Here is a 19,403-nt window from a genome sequence, read left to right on the forward strand (position 1 = left end):
TGTATGGTTATCCATCATGTGTAATTCAAATATCTAAGTAGCATTTTTTTTCGAACATATGCTATAGAAGGAAGGAGTGTGAAATGAGTATGAAACCTATATCGGCGGACAGGTTAAGCACCATTGTTTCTGGAAAAATAACACACGGACCATCAGTGAATATTCATTATGGTGCGTACCGTCTAAAGCAAGTAAAGCATAAAAATACAGTTCTATTTATTGAAAAACGCATTTTGAGTTGGGACGAATTAAAACCTTTTTTTCCACTTGTACTTGTAACAGAATGGAAATATAGCGCTCATGAGCTTCCAAGTCAGGTGACAGTTATTGAAGTGGAGGAGTCAGAAGAGGCTTTTTGGAAATTTACCTATTTCTATCGTAATCAGTTTCAACTTCCCGTCGTTGCGATTACAGGTACCGCTGGAAAAACGACGACGAAGGAAATGACAAAGCATATTTTATCTTCATATATGAAAGTGACTGCTACACAGCTTAGTACAAATTCAAGGACAGCATATTTTCAATATTTATTAAACATTGAAGAAGATACCGAGGTTGCAGTTATTGAAACTGCAGTAGGTGCGCCAGGCGATATTTTAAATGCAGGAAGTTATTTTAAGCCTACAGTCGGCATCATTACAAATATTGGTGCACATCATTTAAATTACTGTAAAACCCTCGAAGGCTATATTGACGCAAAGAGTGAGATGTTAGAAATACTCGATGATAATGGGACTTTAATTATTAATGCGGATGATGAAAATACAAAGAAAATAAATTTCCAAAAATTTAATGGGAAATTGATTAAAATAGGAAGAAGTTTATCGAATGATTATGCAGCAAGTAACATTCAGTACGGTGAAAACGGAATGGAGTTTTTGGTCCATTATCAAGGGCAGAAACATCATGTAGAAGTAAGTGGATATGGGGAGCATCAAGTCTACAATGCCTTAGCAGCAATAGCAGCATCAGTAGAAGTTGGATTGTCAATTTCACAAGCAATTGCCCCATTGCGAACGTATCGGCCATTAAATAAGCAACTACAATTGTTTAAAGGCTTGAACGGGGCATTAATTATAGACGATACTTGGAGCATTACGACTACTTCATTAGAAGCGGGTTTAAAGGTATTAAATGAGTTAGCGGGTCGAAGGAAAAGGGTTGCCATCATAGGTACGATTACAGATATCGGCTCGTGGGGGGTCTTTATTCATCAACAGGCTGGCGAAATTATATTTAACGAAGGAGTAGATATACTAATTACAGTTGGAGAACATGCAAGAATAATGGGGGATTATGCATTAAAATTAGGCATAAAAGCAGATGTTTATAGCTTTAACAATGGAATTTTAGCTTATTACTTGTTGAAGGATTTAGTCGATCAGAACTCAGTTATTTTAATAAAAGGAGATATGTATAGTAAAACGATGTTTGAATTAGCGAGTAATTTAAAAAATAAAGAATGGAATCCTCCTCATTTTTAAGGAGGATTTTTTTGTTGGATTATTTTAAATTGTGACAAACAGCTTATAGGCTATAAAACACTTAATGGCAAATACACAAGCACATCGAACTTTAGAGGAATATAGTGTACTAATTTACAGATAGGGAGGAGAGTAAAATGGGAGGGATATGTCCGTGTGGTGTGAAAGTAGACGGCACTTCATTTTATCGAAAAGTTGGCTTTAATCAGGTACCTTATACGGTTATTGGAGATTTAACCTATAAAGCAGAAGTCTGTATTTCCAATCTTGCTAATTCAACATTAACCTTACGATTTGATGAAACAGGTATAGCAAATAAGTACAGTTTTCTTTTCACTGCGAATGCCATCAAGGATGTTATTTGTAGAGTAAGAGACAACACCTGTATCGTAACGGTGACTGGTACAGGAACAATTGAGTCGGAACAATATCCGTTCACTGCAGAATTTGTGGATAAATTAGAAAATACTACTAGTGATTTTGTTGAAAGCTTTGTAATTGAGGGGTTTTTCAACCAATTAGGAATTGTACCAATTTCAGAAGGGGCCGTTGTATCTTTAGGCTGTCAAAATTAAGAAATATCGTGTAGAAGATTTTCAGACGATAAAGGAACTCGATTTAAGGGAATGGGAGGAGGAGAAATGCAAGCAATCAGAGGAAGGGTAGGACAATACAAAATACTTGCACAGCATGATTCATTACGACCATATCTAGCTCCGCAAATTAATTATTCGAAAGATACGCTATTTGAAATGTTAGAGAGGTATGACTGCTTATATCTAAAACCGATTGTTGGAATGGATATTATTACAATTAATAAAATACAAGAAGTGTTTCATATAACGACAACTATACATTCTTTTGAAGCAACCGAACGAGAAACGGTTTATGAGCTAATACAAAAGGAAGTCAATAATAGAAGGTATCTTATACAGCCTCAAATAAATGAAAAATTTATTCCTATAAGAAATTACCGACGATTTATTACCGTTCAAAAAAGAGGTTTAAATTGGCGTGTTACGGCTTCAACAAAACAATCAAATCATTTTCAAGAATATATTATTTATTCTTCGCAACGGGCTAGTATACAAAAAATTGCTTTATTGGCGGCAGAACAATTAGGTAAATATTACTCGGAATGCGAGGCAATTGTTGTAGAAGTCTCATTCAATAGGATGGGTACTTTTTATATTACAGATTCATTTTTACACTTTTCAGTAAGTAAATGGAATCAATACCAATCCCTAGAATACCTAATGCCGAAAACGGATTTATTAACAGCAGCGACATTTCAATCCTTTTTACAAACATATCCCCTTATATTTTTAAAACCATGTAATGGTCAACAAGGTAAGGGCATTATTAAAGTTCAAAATGTTAATAGCATATGTTACGAAATTCATATGGGCAGACAAAAATGGGTTATACAAGGTATTCAACCAGTGTATGAGCATATTCGTGAACTAGCACCAATCGAAGATAATTACATTATTCAACAAGGGATAGAATTAGCAACAATTAAAAACTACTTTACTGATATACGTGTTATGACTAATAAGGATCAAAGCGATTGGCAAGTTACAGGGAAGGCTGTCAAAGTAGCAGGACCACATTTCTTTGTTACAAATGCAGCTCAAGCGGTTTTACCTTTAGAGTTGGCATTAAAGCATTCCTCAATACAACCTATCCATCATCCGAGCCTTGAAAAGAAAATTGATAAGGCTTGTTTAATGGCGGCAAATTTACTTGATCAACCTGCTGAACGCACGATAATTGGATTCGATGTGGGCGTTACAGATTATGGACAGATATGGATTATTGAAGGAAATTATGTGCCAGATATGTCATTAATTTACAGATTTAATGATCCATTGCAGTACGAGAATATTTTAAAGATTAATGTTAATCATTCAACCTAGTGAATTGAGAAAAATCTTCATAACCTAGTGGAAAGGGGGGGATATTATCCGAGCTATACATGTGAAAACGATTCGGCAAATACTAAAAGGGGAATTACTTAGTGGAGCGGAAAATTGGTACGTAAAACACGTAATTTATTATAATCGTCATGATTTAGTTGCGCCGAATACGTTATTATTTGTAAGTAAGAGCGACAAAATAAATTGGAATGAGCTAAATGTGAAAGCACCTGTAGTTATAATTTCAGATAAGCAAGAAGATGAACTAAGACATGCACTCCCTCAAACAACAGTTATTCAAGTGCGGAGTGTCTTGCAGGCGTATTGGACATTTATTGAATATTATCGTAATTTATTTGATATTCCAGTTGTTGCGATTACTGGAACGTGTGGAAAGACAACAACAAAAGAAATGCTGAAACATATTTTAAGTAAAGAAATGCCAGTGCAAACGTCCTTTAGTAGCAAAAATGAACCACGCCAATCCTTACCTTATTTACTGGGGATTAATAGTAATACGAAAGCAGCAGTATTTGAACTTGGACTAGGAAACTCAGGGAATATTAAGCATCAATGTAAGATTTATCAGCCAACAATTGGGATTATTACGAATATCGGTGTTCATCATTTAGATGGCTGTAAAGACTTAGCAGGTTATATAAAAGCAAAAGCAGAAATTTTGGAAGGGATAAGAACAGGTGGAACCCTCATTATCAATGCGGATGATGCCAATACAAAGAAAATTTCGTTAACAACTTTTCAAGGAAAGCTTGTAACATTCAGTATAAAGGATAAGGCAGATGTCTATGCGACTAAGCTGCAATTTGCAGCAAATGGTATGAGATTTCAAGTGCATATAGATAATAAAACATATCAAGCGTATGTCCCAGGCTTTGGAGAACATCAAGTGTATAATGTTCTCGCAGCAATTGCTACTGTAAGAGAAATGGGTCTTTCTGTTCAAAAAGCTATTTTACATTTAAGAACATTTAAACAGATGGAACGGCATTTACAGCTGTCAAAAGGTATTGGTGGAAGTACTATTATTGATGATACGTGGACAAATAACCCAACTTCAGTTGAAGCAGCATTAAAAGTATTACATTCAATAGGTAAAGGGAAAAAACTAATCGTTGTGTTAGGTGATATTAAACGACTTGGTCGGTTTGAAAAAAAGTATCATCGAGATATTGGCAGTTTAGTTGCGACCTATCCGATTAATACGGTCGTTACAGTTGGTACACGAGCGGAAGATATCGCAAAGCAAGCAATTGCGGATGGAACGAAAGCAGAAGTTCATGCTTTTAAAGACATACAAGGGGTGTTAAAGCTATTAGAGCCGAAGCTAGATGCGCGAACTATATTGCTTATTAAAGGACCTATGTCGAGTAGAGCGATGATTGAATTTGCCCAACAGTTAAAGCAAAAAAAATAGGGAATAAAGAAGAATCCTAATGCATAAACATAGGATTCTTCTTTTATATTATATCACACGTTTCGCTTTCACATAATTTTCTTTTGACCATGTTGAGTTGATATTTTGTTTGACAGCTGTCCCGCCTGTTTTCATCATGATATATTGATTGTTTCCAACATACACAGCAGTTTGGGTAATTTTTGTCCCGCTATTATCCTCAGAGAAGAATAGTAGATCACCAGTTTTTAAGTTGGCCTTTTGAACCGAAGTACCGACATTTGCTTGACTAGAAGCTAGTTTCGATTTTAAATCGACACCATTTTTTTGGTAGACATAATAAGTGAATCCCGCACTTGTAAACGTTAACGTGCTTTCATTATAGCTATAACCAAATTTCGTTTTTCCTAATAAGTTATTCGCAGTAGTTACAATTTTAGTAGCCGAAGCTGTTGTTGATGGAGTTTCCTGTGATGGTGTAGATGGTGTTGAAGACGTTGATCCATTAATTACACGTCGAGCAGTAATATAATGATCTTTATAATAATCTACCATCATCACACGAGTAATAACGCCATTAGAATTCGGAATAATTAATCGATGATCACCCGCATAAATCGCGACAAGTGAAGGAGTTTTAGAGCCTACTGTACTATTGAAGAAAACTAAATCCCCTTTCTTTAAATTCGCCTTTGATACGGCCGTTCCAAGCTTCATTTGTTCACTAATTGTTTTTGTTCCAAGTGACACACCCGTTGTACGGTAAATATACTCGACAAATCCGCCCATCGTAAATTTTAAAGAAGCGTCATTGTTGACAGATCCCATCGTTACTTTGTTTATATTGGCGTATGCCTTTTCAACAATTTTGTCCCCTGTAGTTGCAGGATTTGAAGACATTAGTGTTGGTAAAACACGGCGAGCGCCTACATAATTTTCCGTGTAATATGGTTTGCTATCTAAATCTGAAATAACAATGTTTTGCTTTGAATCGGCCATATGAATTACTTTATTATCGCCAATATACATTGCTACATGGTCAGGATCAGTTCCTGTTTTTTTACTTTTGAAAAATAGTAAATCTCCTTTTTGAAGATTGTTACGAGCAACTGCCGTTCCTTGTTGCATCATAGAGTCTTCATTGTAAGTAGCTAAATCAACCCCATTTTTCTCAAAGATATACATAAGGAATGTTGCACAAGAGAATTTATATGGTGCAGTAGGCTTATACTCAGTGTTACTATATGTCGCCTTTCCGATTAAACTTTTAGCTGTATTAATTAATTGATTTGCCTTGTTGGCAACCGCTTGATCATTATTTTGTGCATTAGCAGCAAATACCGGTGCTGGTTCGGTAATGACTGGGATAGCAGATAATGAACTAAAGCCAATCGTTAATGCTAATGTTGTAATAAAACGTTTTTTCATCCTATTTACCTCCTAAAACTTTGACACCATTGACTCTAGCATAGAAAATAGGGGATTCTCGGAGGAAATTGTTGCCAGAGTATTTTTAAGGAACGCAAAACCCACGTCATAATTAGCCTTAAAAGCATAAATTACAGTTTAATTACAAATGTTTCAGTTACCGGTATTTAGTGTGTATGGTAAGAACTGATTGAGATTTTCAAATAATTGGACAAAAAAAAGCGCTCCACTCATATATAGTGGAACGCTTAAAAAGTATAATATTTTAAATTAGAAGCATTGGAATGTATAAATACTGTCTGGATTTAGCGGTTGATAAGTCCAACCCCATCGTTGTCTCCAGCGGTAGCCAAGAATAATATTCCCCATTACAAATGTTGGATAAAACCAAAATCCTTGTTGATTATTTAGCCAGACATAGGTGTGCCTAAATAAACAGCTTCTCATACTACCTGAACCTGGCCGCCATGTAGCCATAGTAGGAGTAAACGTAGGTGGTGGTCCCATTGGAGGGGGAGGAATTTGACCGCCTCCTCCAGGTCCAGGTTGCCCAGGTTGCCCAGGTGGACCGGGATGCCCAGGTGTCCATGGTGGTGGGCCGCCGGGTGGTCCAGGTGGTCCAGGCGGGCCTGGTGGAAAGAAACCAGGCGATTGTGGCCAATTGAATGGCTCGAATTCTCCTTGCTGTCCATTAAATGGATTTACATTCACATATTTCCCTTCTTTCATGCATTTGCTTTACGTTATGCAAAAGGTTAGGGAAATGTCTGGGTTACTTAAGTCTTTCATCTAACAAGTCGCCTATAAAAAAGTGCCAGACATTAATTGATGTCTGGCACTTTCAAATACATTATTTTTTAGATAGCTCCGAATGCTTTTTACCATACGTAAAGTAAATAAACATCCCGATAATAAACCAAATGCCACAAGCAATCCATGTGTGGAATGATAATTGGCTAATTAAGAAAATACATAACAATAACGAAATAATCGGTAATACTGGATAAAATGGTACTTTGAAGCCGCCTTTCGGAAGGTTTTCATTTTTACGTAAATAAATGATACCTGCTGATACAAAAATAAAGGCAATTAAAGTTCCCATGTTCACAAGCTCTGCAAGAGTCCCCAGAGGAATAAAACCAGCAAAAAATGAAGTGATAATAGTAAAGATAACGGTATTTTTCACTGGAGTTTTACGCTTTGGACTAATTTCTGTCATCACTTTTGGCATTAAGCCGTCACGACCAAAAGCGACAAGTAAGCGTGTTCCACCGTACATCATCACTAATATTACTGTCATCATACCTACAACAGCGCCAAGTGAAATGATACCAGCAATCCAACCTTGATTAATTACTTGCATTGCGAAGGCAACTGGATCTGCTACATTAAGTTGCGTATAAGGAACGATACCTGTTAAGACAAGAGAGACTGCCACATATAGTATTGTACATATTAATAACGAACCGATAATTCCAATCGGCATATTACGCTGTGGATTTTTTACTTCCTCCGCAGCAGAGGATACAGCATCAAATCCTAAATAAGCAAAGAAAACAAGCGCGGCACCCGTAAACACTCCACCCATGCCGAATGGTAAAAATGGCGTCCAGTTTTCAGGTTTTACATAAAACATACCGACTAAAATGAATAATAAAACGACCAAAATTTTTACTGTCACCATAATAGCATTAAAACGAGTAGACTCTTTCATACCAAGGATTAGTAGGTAGCCCATAGCAAAAATAATAAAAATGGCGGGTATGTTAATAAACGTTCCATTTTCAGGATTATATGCTCCGGTTAAGGCGACGGGTAAATGAATATTGAAACCTTCTAATAATGAGACAAAATATCCTGACCAGCCTGTTGCAACGGCAGCTGTAGCAAGGCCGTATTCAAGTAATAATGACCAGCCGACTAGCCAAGCAATAATTTCTCCAAAAACAATGTAGCTATAGGAATAGGCACTTCCTGTTACGGGAACGGTAGAAGCGAATTCAGAGTAGCACATTGCCGCAAGTGCACACACAATTGCCGCAACGACGAATGAAAAGACAATACCAGGACCGGCATGTTGTGCAGAAACCGTACCAGGAAGGATAAAAATCCCTGTACCAACAATGGCGCCAACACCTAATAAGATTAAATCAAATGGTCCTAATGTTTTGGCAAGAGCAACACGACCTTCATTGAGTAAAAGGTCATTGATTGGTTTTTTTCTAAATAAATTTTTCATAATTACACCTATTTCTTTTTTACAATAGTCAAAATATTATCATTTCGTCGTGGAATAATAAAGAACTTTATTGAGTTGAAGCAATGAAGAAATGAAACATTGAAGGCAATAAGAAAATCTAATACTTTAAATAGAATAAATTTTCATAAAAAGAGAACAACCCTATAACTAGATAGGTTTATTTTTGGCATTTTTGCGCATTTTTATGAAAGGAAATTAATGAAAAAAAAGGAGAGGAAGAGCATAGGTTGCTCACCTCTCCAACAATTTTTTATTTTGTATAGTTATCGAAATAACCTTGGATGTAAATCATTGGTGTTCCTTTATCACCTGAACCCGAAGTTAAATCAGATAAAGAACCAATTAAATCAGTTAATTTACGAGGTGTAGTGCCTTGTGCAGCCATGTTCCCCGTTAAATCTTCTTCCTTATTATTAATATATTCTTTAATCGCAGCTTTTAAATCTTCACCTTTTAATTCAGAAAAGTCATTATCTGCTAAATATTTTAATTTAATTTCGTTTGGTGTACCGTCAAGACCAGGTGTATATGCTGGTGAGACAACTGGGTCAGCAAGTTCCCAAATTTGACCTACTGGATCTTTAAATGCTCCATCACCGTATATCATAACTTCGACTAATTTCCCTGTCGCTTCAAGAATTTTAGATTGAATTTTATCAACGATTGGTTGGCAATTGTCAGGGAATAATTTAATACCATCTTCTGTTGATTTGTTCGATCCAAGCAAACCGTATTTTGAATTGAATCCTGAGCCGTTTACTGATTCAGATAAAATGTTATCTAATCCAAATATTTTTTCAGCACCCGCAGCAGTTAATAAACGTTTTGTACGGAAGCGAGAATGAATATCACAAGTTAAAACGCTCTTTGTATAGTTTAAAATTGTTTTTGCATTGTTTGAGAAGATGACTTCCACTTCAGCGCCTTGTTCTTCGATTAGTTCTTTATAATATTCGATATAGTCAACACCAGTAAATGTATGTTTGTTATAACCAAAGTGACCACGGAACTCAGCTTCAGTTAATACATCTGTCCATGGGTTAATTCCTTTTTCATCCAGTTCATCTAATGTTACTAAATGGTTACCAACCTCGTCAGATGGATAGCTTAGCATTAGGACGATTTTTTTTGTCCCCTTTGCAATTCCTTTTAAAATGTTAGAAAAGCGGTTACGTGAAAGAATTGGGAAAATAACACCAACCGTATCATCTCCAAATTTTTCTTGTACATCTGCACCGATATCTGTAATTTTGGCATAGTTACCTTGTGCACGTGCAACAACAGATTCAGTTACTGTTACGATATCACGATCCTCGATGTCATAACCTTCTACCTTTGCAGCATTTAATGCCGTGTCGACAACGATTTGTACAATATCGTCCCCTTCATTAATAATTGGGCCACGAAGACCTCGTACAACTGTTCCTACTACACGTTCCAAAATAATCTCTCCCTTAATATAAAACGCTATTATCCATAACGTATGTATTTTAAATTCATTTCTCTTAAAGAATACTCACGAGGTTTACTATAACGTAATGATGTGATATAAGTAAAATTAATATTTCTAATAACAGATATAAGTGGTGATTATATGTTGGCGAAACTTGAATTATATCGAATTTTTAATGTTGTTAGTCGAAATAACAGCTTTACCAAGGCAGCAGCTGAATTATATATGACGCAACCAGCAGTGAGTCAGGCAATTTCGAAGCTTGAAAAAGAACTTGAAACGTTACTTTTTAATCGCACACCAAAAGGAGTTACGTTGACCAATGAAGGGAAATTATTACACGAGTATGTTAATTCTGCCCTAGGAATTTTGGATGCAGGTGAAGAAAAGATATTAGAATTTAAAAATTTACGTACTGGATTATTAAGAATAGGGGTAGGCGATACGATTTCCCGCCATTTTTTATTACCATATTTAGAAACATTTCATATTAAATATCCTGGGATTAAATTAAAAGTATTAAACGGTACAACAAGTGAAATATTAGCATTTATAAAAGCTGGAGAAGCCGATTTAGGGATTTGTAACCTACCTGTATACGATGAACAGCTTAAAGTCATACCATGTAAGGAAATTCATGATATATTTGTGTGCGGAGAAAAATATAAAAATTTAACGAAAAAGCCAGTAAGCTTGACAATGCTCATGAAATTACCGCTTATTTTTTTAGAGAAGAAGGCAAACTCTCGCAATTATGTGGAAAACTATATTAAAGAGCAGGGCTTTACGATTGCTCCTGAATTTGAACTTGGCTCCCATGATTTAGTGCTTGAATTTGCAAAAATTAATTTAGGTATTGCCAGCGTGACAAAGGAATTTTGTTTGGACTACCTTGACAGAGGAATTTTATATGAAATTGAACTACAAAATAAAATACCAAAACGACATGTGGGGATCGTTCATTTGAAATCCGTTCCGTTATCCCGAGCAACTCGAAAATTTATCGCGATTGTTGATCCCGCGATTGTCCATTAATTATAGAAAAAGAGGAAAAAATTATGTCAAATGACTTTAAACAATTTAAATTATCCCAAGAAATTAATAATGCATTATACGATTTAGATTATACATCGCCTACTGAAGTGCAACAAAAGGTATTACCCCATGCATTAGAGGAAAGGGACCTAATTGTTAAGGCACAAACAGGAAGTGGGAAAACAGCAGCCTTTGCAATTCCGATTTGTGAAAAAATCAAGTGGATTGAAAATAAGCCACAAGCCCTTATATTAACTCCAACACGTGAATTAGCAGTGCAAGTAAAGGAAGAGTTTACAAATATCGGTCGTTATAAAAGAATTAAAGCTGCCGCGCTGTATGGCAAGCAACCGTTCCGTTATCAGCAAGATGAATTAAAGCAAAAGACACATGTGGCAGTAGGGACACCAGGTCGTGTATTAGATCATATTGAAAAAGGAACATTAAAGCTTGATAAAATTCGCTACGTTGTTTTAGACGAGGCGGATGAAATGTTGAATATGGGTTTTATTGAACAGGTGGAGGCGATTTTAGCTCACCTATCAACGGAGCCGATAATGATGTTATTTTCTGCTACGGTACCAGAAGAGATTAAAAACCTGTCTGCTAATTTCTTAAATGAGCCAGTTGATATTGTAGTACATAATGAGGAGGCGGCTCCGAAAATTGAACATGGTGTGATGGAAGTAGGAGAGGAAGAAAAGTTATCCACACTAGCAAAAGTAGCGGTAGTTGAAAATCCAGATACATGTATTATTTTCTGTCGAACAAAGGACCGTGTTGATGAAGTGCATGACTATTTATATGACCGGGAATATAGTGTCGATAAATTACATGGTGGCATGGATCAGTCCACACGTCTTTTAGTGATGAATGATTTCAAACGCGGTGATTTTCGTTATTTAGTTGCAACAGATGTAGCAGCGCGCGGGATTGACATCGAAAATATTTCATTAGTCATTAACTATGATTTACCGATGGAAAAAGAAGCCTATGTGCACCGTACAGGACGAACAGGTCGTGCTGGTTTAGCAGGGAAGGCCATTACCTTTGTAACGCCATTTGAAGAGGAGTTTTTAGCAGGAATTGAAGAATTCATTGGATTTACGATTCCTAAAATGACATTACCTACGCATGAGGAGGTAGAAGCAAAGGTTGATGCCTTTGATAAAAAAATGGCAGCACGTCCCGAAAGAAAAAAGCAAAAGAGTGCAAAGGTCGATGCGAAAATTACGAAGCTCTACTTTAATGGCGGCAAGAAGAAAAAATTACGTGCAATTGATTTTGTTGGGACCATTGCAAAACTTCCGGGCATGACGGCTGCAGATATCGGAATTATAACAATTTTAGATGCGTCAACATTTGTTGAGATTTTAAATGGGAAAGGGCAGCTTGTATTAAAGGCGATGAAAACAACGCCGATTAAAGGGAAACAATTAAAAGTTCATATCGCAAATAATTAATAAATGAAAACCATTCACAGCTGAGTAATTACTTTGCTGTGAATGGTTTTTACTGTTTATTGTGTAAAAGCTTAATGTAATACCACATTAGATTTGCAAGTTCAATACATTCTGCCTCGTGACTCGTATCGACTAATGCTTCATGAAATGGCTTGAGAAGCGATTTAATGACCGACAAACGAAGCTGGTCGCGATTAAATTCATCTAATAGACATTCTGTAAGTTCACAACCAATAGCGTAAACTTTGTCATACTGTAACTCCTCATAAAAGCCATGAAGTTTTTCGATTATCATTTCTTTTGAAATGTTTTGGATAGAATGTGACGAATCGAGTAATTGGATTGCCCCTTGCGCGATTAAAATGTCTGGGCTTTCAAGCATAATAGGAATGATCGCTTTTATATTTCGATAAGCGACAAATACGATTTTATCTGTGTCAGATGAAGTGCCATAAATCATTCGAGATGCCATCGATAAATGCTGCACCATCCCAAAAAAGCAAATGGATATTTCAAAGGCATGGGGACGAGTTTCTTCGCCGAACACATCAATAAATCGATTAGCCACCCATTCAATTTCGATTAGGCGGTAACGTGTAAGGAGATCTCGGAGTTCCTTATCATTTGAATGAAAGATCCCTTCAAAAATAGAGAATAAATTTTGTTCCTTATATACTTGCATTAAAACTTTTATTTGTTCGATTAAAATCTCTTCATTCCCTGGATCTTGTCCGAGCATTAACTCATGTCGTCTTAAGCTTGCGATGTAGCGTGTTTGCTCCATGATGGCGATAAAACATTCATTTTTTGATGAAAAGTAATTATAAAATGTCCCTTTTGAAATCAAGGCTTTTTCTAAAATATCTTGAATTGATGTATTATGGAAACCTTTTTCGATAAAAAGTTGTTGCGCGACCTCAATTACTTTTCTTTTTCGCTGGTTCATAATGTTCCTCCGTTAAATTTATACTTTGATTCTAATTGGAAAAAGCGGAAATATCAACGTTATTGGACTTGTGGTATATTTTTGTTGAATTTTTTATACCTTGAGTATAAAATAGTTCGAGTATAAAAATATGATTCGAATAGAATTTAAGAAAGGACTTTGTACATGGAAAATTCTCAAAAAACAACTACAACGAATAAACCTCCGTATTTAATGATTGCGGTATTATTTGTCGGAGCATTCGTTGCCTTTTTAAATAACACACTATTAAATGTCGCATTACCATCAATAATGACTGCATTTGATATTGAAGATTATTCAACCGTACAATGGCTTGCAACAGGCTATATGCTAGTGAGTGGTGTATTAGTACCAGCATCAGCCTATTTGATAACAAAATTTAAAACAAGACCGTTATTCATTATTTCAATGGCCATTTTCGTCCTTGGTACTGCATTGGCGGCTTTTGCACCATCATTTGAGTTTTTATTAGCGGGACGTATGGTTCAGGCGGCAGGGGCTTCTGCGATGTCGCCGATTTTAATGAATGTAATGCTCATTAGTTTCCCAGTGGAAAAACGTGGTACTGCAATGGGGATGATTGGTTTAGTTATGGTATTAGCACCAGCAATTGGACCGACACTTTCTGGATGGATTGTTGAACATTATGACTGGAGCGTTCTGTTCAAAATGATCTTACCGATCGCAATCATTTCTTTAGCACTTTCAATTTGGAAGTTAGATAATGTATTACCAAATCGCCCAGCAAAAATCGATATTTTATCCGTTGCACTATCAACAATTGGTTTCGGTGGATTATTGTACGGATTCAGTACAGCAAGTACAGCTGGATGGGGAGCAATTGAAGTTTGGGGGACAATTGTCATCGGGACAATTGGTTTGATTTGGTTTGTCATCCGTCAATTACGTTTAGAAGAGCCATTATTAGATTTACGTATTTATACGTATCCAGCTTATGCATTAGCTTCGGTCATCTCAATGGTATTATCTGTAGCGATGTTCTCAGGGATGATTTTAACGCCTGCTTACGTGCAAAACGTTCGTGGAATTGAACCATTTGAAGCAGGTTTAATGATGCTTCCAGGTGCACTTATAATGGGGATTATGTCACCAATAACAGGTAAGCTTTTTGATAAGATGGGACCACGCATTTTAGCTATTGTTGGTTTAACGATTACAACGCTCTCAACAATAGGCTTAGGATACTTAGAAGCTGATTCATCTTATTTATACATTATTACGGTGTATACAATTCGAATGTTTGGTATCTCACTAGTTATGATGCCGATTATGACAAATGGATTAAACGCGTTACCAAACCGTTTAAATCCACACGGTACTGCAATGAACAATACAGCACAGCAAGTAGCAGGTGCGATTGGTACGGCAATATTAGTAACAATCTTCAACTCACACACTAAAATGCGTGCAGAGGAAATTGCTGCAGATATGCTAGCCAATGCTACACCAGGTGTTCAACCAACAGCAGAACAAATAGCACAGCTTCAAGCACAAGTAGGTCAACAGGCATTACTTGATGGCGTAACGTATTCGTTCATGATTTCAGTTGGAGTGACAATTGTAGCATTAATTTTAGCCCTCTTCTTAAAACGTGTAGATATTACAAAACGTGAAGATTATGTAGGACGAAAGCAAGAACAATAATCAATAGACGGTAAGAGAATTTGTGCTCTTACCGTTTTTTATTTATTTAATTAGGATAAAATAGGGAAATATAGGGAAGGAGTGAAAAGATGATGATCGAACAATTAGGACAAGTAATGCTTTATGTTAAAAATCAAGAGCAAGCCAAGAAATTTTGGACAGAAAAGCTTGGCTTTGTGGTTGTTTCAGATATTGATAATGGAATACGTGCAATAACAATTGCACCGAGTTCAGAAGCACAAACAAGTATTGTTTTACATGATAAAGAAACGATAGAAAAGATGCAGCCAGAGCTAACGTTAAGTACGCCATCGTTAATGTTTTACGCAAAAGATTTGGACGCATTATATGAAAAGTTAAAATCTCAGCGGGTCACTGTAGGGGAGCTTGTTAATATGCCGTTTGGCAAAGTGTTTAATTTTGCTGATGATGAAGACAATTATTTTGCAATCATGGAAAATTGAGAAAGGCTGGTTCCTCTGTTGGGGGACCAGCCTTTCTTTTTATCCTTTTCGTTTTTGAATAAGCTTTCTTGCTTTTTCTGTATTGGCAAAATGCCATTTTGCCATTGACTTTAATGTATCTTCACCGAATTTTAGCCATATTTTTGCAGCCATTTCGTCTACTTTTGCACTTGCGCCTTTTTGAAGGGGGAATCCAACGATTTCAGATAGCCGTTCCATTTCCTTTAAAAAAGCATATCTTGCTATGATAGAAGCAGTGGCAACAGCTACATGTAAGTTTTCAGCCTTCGTTGAAAATAATACATTTTCATTAATAATTTCTTTTTCGTTTTTGATGTGATTGTAGTAGATACCTCGTTCAGCAAATTGATCGATTAAAATGTAATCGGGTTTTTCAGTCTCCATCTTCGTCAGTACATGCTTCAATGCTTGATTGTGGAGTAATGCTTTAATTTTCCCTTGGGAATAGCCACGTGCTTGAATGTTATTATACTTTTCGTTTCGAAGGGTTAAAACGCTATGTGTACAAACTTTCATCAAGTCAGGCGCAATTTTTCGCATAAAATCATCCGTTAGTTGTTTGGAATCCTTTACACCTAATTCACGAACTAAAGCAATTTTGTCAGCAGGTACATATACTGCTGCGACAGTGACAGGTCCAAAATAATCTCCTGTACCTGTTTCATCTGAGCCAATAACTGATAGCGTGGCAAAATTGTCAGGTAGTTGATCACCTTTTGTGTTTGACACTTTAACGGTTGATTTAACAGCAGTGCCCCATCTCGCAGCTTCACGTTCTGCGCCACCCCCTTGAAACATTACTTTGCCTGATTTGTAAGCCGTAATGGAAGTATCGTAAAGCTTCGCTGCAAAAATGACTCCTGGGGCATTGCGTTCGATTAATTTTTCACTATAAAATTCTTTGATTTTGTGTTGCTCACTCATTGTTAACTGCAAAACGATATTTGTCATAAAAAATCCTTTCGAAAACATTCATTAGTTCATAGTATAACTATAGTATATGAAAAGAGGAAATCTCATATTATTCACACGAATACTTGAGACAATGCGGGGATTGTGTTGCTTAGATTAAATTGGAAATGGTATGATGTACAATATGAAAATGGCAATACGCATAAGAACAGGAATCGGGTTGCTTTCAAGTAGGATGGAAAGCTGTTTTACAAAATGGTATGTACTTGAATCACTGTTTATATATTCTTTTACGGAGGGATTATTTTGGCTGAGCAAGAAAAGAATCGAATTTCAGTAGAAATATACGGTCATACATATAAAATGGTTGGAACTGAGTCGACAGGTCATATGCGCTTAGTTGCTTCAATCGTAGATGACAAGATGCGTGAAATTAGTGTACATAACCCATCTTTAGACAGTGCCAAATTAGCAGTGCTGACAGCGGTTAATTCTGTTCATGATTATTTATTATTAAAAGAGCAGGTAGAAAAATTAGAAGAACAATTGAAACAGTTGAAGGGTTGACATACATGTTAGATTTATTTATTCTCGCGATTTTTATCATTAGTTTAATAATTGGTGCAAAACGTGGATTAGTCGTACAATTAATTCATATCGGTAGTTTTATAATTGCATTAGTTGTGGCAATAATTTATTACAAGCCATTAGCAGATAAGTTTGTATTATGGATTCCGTACCCAGGCTTTACAGAAGGTTCAACAATGACATTAGTGCTTGATACACTTGATGTTGACCGTACATTTTACCGTGTATTTGCCTTTGCGATTATTTTCTTTGTCGTAAAGATATCGTTGCAAATTTTAGGGTCAATGTTTGATTTCCTTACGTATTTACCTGTGATTAGCTCATTGAATTATGTATTAGGGGCTACGCTGTCCTTTGTAGAAGCATATATTATTTTATTTATAGGCTTATACGTAGTTGCACTTATCCCAATTGAGTCAATTCAGTCAATTGTCGATAATTCCTTTATTACAGGCCTTATGCTCGAGCATACACCAGTCATTACGAAAGTATTCCAAAACTGGTGGTATATTTACATGAAATAATTGAAAATCATTGCGCTATGCTTCTCTCGATTTTCGGGAGAAGTTTTTTCAGTAAGAAGGGGGCTTTTAAATGAACAAAAAAATTATTATTCGTACATTAGAAAAAATAGCATTATATATGGAGTTACAAGCGGAAAACCCGTTTAAAGTATCAGCATTTCGAAAAGCAGCTGCAGCTCTTGAAGCAGATGAACGTAGCTTAAGTGAAATTGAAGATATTACTGCAATAAAAGGCATCGGAAAAGGAACAGCAGCCGTCATTTTAGAACTGATTGAAACTGGGCAATCTAGCACATTAAAGGAATTAGAGGAAGTTGTGCCTAAAGGGTTAGTGCCATTAATGAAGTTACCTGGCTTAGGTGGCAAAAAGCTAGCTAAACTATATCAAGAGCTAAACATCATTGATGCAGCTTCATTGAGGGTAGCTTGTGAAACAGGGAAAGTTCGTGAACTTGCTGGCTTTGCAGTCAAGACGGAGGAAAAAATTTTAAAGGAGCTTGAAAGTTTTGGTACGCGAGCGGAAAGACTCCCAATTTGGCAACTGGAGCCGGTTGTATTGGAAATAAATGCATTACTTGCTAGCCTCCCAGAAGTTGAAAAGTTTTCAGTAGCCGGAAGCTTCAGGCGTGTTGCAGAAACGAGTAAGGATATCGACTTTATTGTTGCGACTGAACAGTATGAGCTTGTTCGTGAAGCGATTTTAAAACGACTAGCGATTTTAGAAACAATAGCTGCTGGTGATACAAAGGTGTCGGTTATTTTGGACCGAGAAGAGCCAGTTAGTGTGGATTTCAGGCTAGTAAAGCGTTCAGAATTTGCAACGGCATTGCACCATTTTACAGGCTCAAAGGATCATAATGTTCGCATGCGACAACTAGCAAAATCAATGGGCAAAAAAATTAGTGAATATGGCGTTGAGCAAGAGGATGGAACGATTCAAACCTTTGAAACAGAAGAGCAATTTTTTGCACATTTCAATTTACCATTTATCCCACCAACAGTGCGAGAAAGTGGGAAGGAATTAGATCGTTTACAGGAACTAAAGTACCTTGTACAACCTGGTGATATCGTGTCCGATTTGCATATGCATACGACATGGTCTGATGGTGCGCACTCAGTTACAGAAATGGGGGAAGCCTTAATAGAACTCGGGTACACATATGCAGTTATTACGGACCATTCCCAATATTTAAAGGTAGCAAATGGTTTAACTCCAGAACGCTTGGAGCAACAAAAACTAGATATTTATGCATTTAATGAGAAACATCCGAACTTCCGTTTATTCCGCGGAACTGAAATGGATATTTTGCCGGATGGCACGTTAGATTTTAATGACGATGTGTTAAAGGAGTTAGACTTCGTTATTGCATCGATTCACTCAAGCTTTACGCAGTCACAGGATAAAATTATGGCCCGATTAAAAACGGCTGTGGAAAACCCTTATGTGCACATGATTGCCCATCCAACAGGCCGCATTGTTGGCCAACGTGGTGGCTATGACCCGGATGTGCCGTTACTAATTGAATGGGCAGCTGAGCATGGCAAAATATTAGAGTTAAATGCTAATCCATATCGACTTGATTTAAGTGTTGAGTATTTACAGCTTGCTATGGAAAAGAATGTACCGATTGCGATTAATACAGATGCTCATGCAATTGATCAACTACGTTTTATGGATATTGGTACAAAATATGCGCAAAAAGCATGGTTAAAAAAAGAATTGATTGTAAATACATGGTCGTTAAAGCAATTTGAAACATTTATTAAAAAAAATAAAAACTAACTTAGAAAAACAGGAGGTGTTCT

At 36.4% G+C, this 19,403-nt stretch carries 17 protein-coding genes; 11 read left to right on the forward strand and 6 right to left on the reverse strand.

Going from position 1 to position 19,403, the window contains the following annotated elements; all coding sequences use genetic code 11:
- The first annotated feature begins 83 nt into the window (after positions 1 to 83).
- From MKZ17_RS05805 to MKZ17_RS05820, 4 genes are all read left to right on the forward strand, one after another.
- Positions 84 to 1,484 carry a UDP-N-acetylmuramoyl-tripeptide--D-alanyl-D-alanine ligase gene (locus MKZ17_RS05805; RefSeq protein WP_340722813.1) on the forward strand — a complete coding sequence of 467 codons (1,401 nt, stop codon included), beginning with the start codon at positions 84 to 86 and terminating at the stop codon, positions 1,482 to 1,484.
- A gap of 137 nt (positions 1,485 to 1,621) precedes the next feature.
- Positions 1,622 to 2,059: a hypothetical protein gene (locus tag MKZ17_RS05810; RefSeq protein WP_340722814.1), complete on the forward strand. Its 438-nt coding sequence runs from the start codon at positions 1,622 to 1,624 to the stop codon at positions 2,057 to 2,059.
- A 66-nt stretch (positions 2,060 to 2,125) separates the two neighbouring features.
- Positions 2,126 to 3,403 carry a YheC/YheD family protein gene (locus MKZ17_RS05815; RefSeq protein WP_340722815.1) on the forward strand — a complete coding sequence of 426 codons (1,278 nt, stop codon included), beginning with the start codon at positions 2,126 to 2,128 and terminating at the stop codon, positions 3,401 to 3,403.
- Between the two features lie 61 nt (positions 3,404 to 3,464).
- A complete protein-coding gene (locus tag MKZ17_RS05820; RefSeq protein ID WP_340722816.1) occupies positions 3,465 to 4,838 on the forward strand; it encodes a UDP-N-acetylmuramoyl-tripeptide--D-alanyl-D-alanine ligase in 1,374 nt (457 codons plus the stop codon).
- 48 nt (positions 4,839 to 4,886) lie between these two features.
- On the opposite strand, the gene MKZ17_RS05825 is transcribed toward MKZ17_RS05820, so the two are convergent.
- From MKZ17_RS05825 to MKZ17_RS05840, 4 genes are all read right to left on the reverse strand, one after another.
- Positions 4,887 to 6,245, reverse strand: coding sequence for an NlpC/P60 family protein (locus MKZ17_RS05825; protein ID WP_340722817.1), 1,359 nt, complete (start codon positions 6,243 to 6,245; stop codon positions 4,887 to 4,889).
- Positions 6,246 to 6,515: 270 nt separating this feature from the next.
- Positions 6,516 to 6,956 (reverse strand): hypothetical protein, encoded by a 441-nt coding sequence (locus tag MKZ17_RS05830; RefSeq protein WP_340722818.1) that lies wholly within the window; start codon positions 6,954 to 6,956, stop codon positions 6,516 to 6,518.
- Between the two features lie 139 nt (positions 6,957 to 7,095).
- On the reverse strand, positions 7,096 to 8,484 hold the full coding sequence (locus MKZ17_RS05835; RefSeq protein ID WP_340722819.1) for an amino acid permease: 1,389 nt from the start codon (positions 8,482 to 8,484) through the stop codon (positions 7,096 to 7,098).
- 271 nt (positions 8,485 to 8,755) lie between these two features.
- On the reverse strand, positions 8,756 to 9,946 hold the full coding sequence (locus MKZ17_RS05840; protein WP_340722820.1) for a coenzyme F420-0:L-glutamate ligase: 1,191 nt from the start codon (positions 9,944 to 9,946) through the stop codon (positions 8,756 to 8,758).
- Between the two features lie 153 nt (positions 9,947 to 10,099).
- Between MKZ17_RS05840 and MKZ17_RS05845 the strand changes: the two genes are divergently transcribed.
- Together MKZ17_RS05845 and MKZ17_RS05850 are read left to right on the forward strand one after the other, a co-directional pair.
- Positions 10,100 to 10,993, forward strand: a complete 894-nt coding sequence (locus MKZ17_RS05845) for a LysR family transcriptional regulator (RefSeq protein ID WP_340722821.1) — start codon at positions 10,100 to 10,102, stop codon at positions 10,991 to 10,993.
- Positions 10,994 to 11,013: 20 nt separating this feature from the next.
- On the forward strand, positions 11,014 to 12,456 hold the full coding sequence (locus MKZ17_RS05850; protein WP_445326939.1) for a DEAD/DEAH box helicase: 1,443 nt from the start codon (positions 11,014 to 11,016) through the stop codon (positions 12,454 to 12,456).
- Positions 12,457 to 12,505: 49 nt separating this feature from the next.
- Here MKZ17_RS05850 and MKZ17_RS05855 read toward each other — a convergent pair whose 3' ends face one another.
- Positions 12,506 to 13,402 (reverse strand): TetR/AcrR family transcriptional regulator, encoded by an 897-nt coding sequence (locus tag MKZ17_RS05855; RefSeq protein ID WP_340722823.1) that lies wholly within the window; start codon positions 13,400 to 13,402, stop codon positions 12,506 to 12,508.
- 165 nt (positions 13,403 to 13,567) lie between these two features.
- Here MKZ17_RS05855 and MKZ17_RS05860 point away from each other — a divergent pair, with 165 nt between their 5' ends.
- Together MKZ17_RS05860 and MKZ17_RS05865 are read left to right on the forward strand one after the other, a co-directional pair.
- Positions 13,568 to 15,088, forward strand: coding sequence for a DHA2 family efflux MFS transporter permease subunit (locus tag MKZ17_RS05860; RefSeq protein ID WP_340722824.1), 1,521 nt, complete (start codon positions 13,568 to 13,570; stop codon positions 15,086 to 15,088).
- 92 nt (positions 15,089 to 15,180) lie between these two features.
- Positions 15,181 to 15,552, forward strand: a complete 372-nt coding sequence (locus MKZ17_RS05865) for a VOC family protein (protein ID WP_340725503.1) — start codon at positions 15,181 to 15,183, stop codon at positions 15,550 to 15,552.
- Between the two features lie 39 nt (positions 15,553 to 15,591).
- Here the strand turns inward: MKZ17_RS05865 and rnhC are convergent, their stop codons facing one another.
- A complete protein-coding gene (gene rnhC, locus MKZ17_RS05870) occupies positions 15,592 to 16,524 on the reverse strand; it encodes a ribonuclease HIII (protein WP_340722825.1) in 933 nt (310 codons plus the stop codon).
- Positions 16,525 to 16,791: 267 nt separating this feature from the next.
- On the opposite strand from rnhC, the gene zapA reads away from it, so the two are divergent.
- The 3 genes from zapA (at position 16,792) to polX (ending at position 19,380) form a co-directional block, all read left to right on the forward strand.
- On the forward strand, positions 16,792 to 17,052 hold the full coding sequence (gene zapA, locus MKZ17_RS05875; RefSeq protein WP_340722826.1) for a cell division protein ZapA: 261 nt from the start codon (positions 16,792 to 16,794) through the stop codon (positions 17,050 to 17,052).
- A gap of 5 nt (positions 17,053 to 17,057) precedes the next feature.
- Complete coding sequence (locus MKZ17_RS05880; protein WP_340722827.1) at positions 17,058 to 17,597, forward strand: CvpA family protein; 540 nt, start codon at positions 17,058 to 17,060, stop codon at positions 17,595 to 17,597.
- 70 nt (positions 17,598 to 17,667) lie between these two features.
- Positions 17,668 to 19,380: a DNA polymerase/3'-5' exonuclease PolX gene (gene polX / locus MKZ17_RS05885; RefSeq protein ID WP_340722828.1), complete on the forward strand. Its 1,713-nt coding sequence runs from the start codon at positions 17,668 to 17,670 to the stop codon at positions 19,378 to 19,380.
- Positions 19,381 to 19,403: the final 23 nt, after the last annotated feature.

The sequence above is a fragment of the Solibacillus sp. FSL R7-0682 genome (assembly GCF_038005985.1).
Classification (GTDB): Bacteria; Bacillota; Bacilli; order Bacillales_A; family Planococcaceae; genus Solibacillus.

Bases quoted from the DNA above. Each gene is read 5' to 3' on its own strand.
- MKZ17_RS05805 (WP_340722813.1), top strand. From the start codon at position 84: ATGAGTATGAAACCTATATCGGCGGACAGGTTAAGCACCATTGTTTCT.
- MKZ17_RS05810 (WP_340722814.1), top strand. From the start codon at position 1,622: ATGGGAGGGATATGTCCGTGTGGTGTGAAAGTAGACGGCACTTCATTT.
- MKZ17_RS05815 (WP_340722815.1), top strand. From the start codon at position 2,126: ATGCAAGCAATCAGAGGAAGGGTAGGACAATACAAAATACTTGCACAG.
- MKZ17_RS05825 (WP_340722817.1), bottom strand. From the start codon at position 6,245: ATGAAAAAACGTTTTATTACAACATTAGCATTAACGATTGGCTTTAGT.
- MKZ17_RS05835 (WP_340722819.1), bottom strand. From the start codon at position 8,484: ATGAAAAATTTATTTAGAAAAAAACCAATCAATGACCTTTTACTCAAT.
- MKZ17_RS05845 (WP_340722821.1), top strand. From the start codon at position 10,100: ATGTTGGCGAAACTTGAATTATATCGAATTTTTAATGTTGTTAGTCGA.
- MKZ17_RS05855 (WP_340722823.1), bottom strand. From the start codon at position 13,402: ATGAACCAGCGAAAAAGAAAAGTAATTGAGGTCGCGCAACAACTTTTT.
- MKZ17_RS05860 (WP_340722824.1), top strand. From the start codon at position 13,568: ATGGAAAATTCTCAAAAAACAACTACAACGAATAAACCTCCGTATTTA.
- MKZ17_RS05865 (WP_340725503.1), top strand. From the start codon at position 15,181: ATGATCGAACAATTAGGACAAGTAATGCTTTATGTTAAAAATCAAGAG.
- rnhC (WP_340722825.1), bottom strand. From the start codon at position 16,524: ATGACAAATATCGTTTTGCAGTTAACAATGAGTGAGCAACACAAAATC.
- MKZ17_RS05880 (WP_340722827.1), top strand. From the start codon at position 17,058: ATGTTAGATTTATTTATTCTCGCGATTTTTATCATTAGTTTAATAATT.
- polX (WP_340722828.1), top strand. From the start codon at position 17,668: ATGAACAAAAAAATTATTATTCGTACATTAGAAAAAATAGCATTATAT.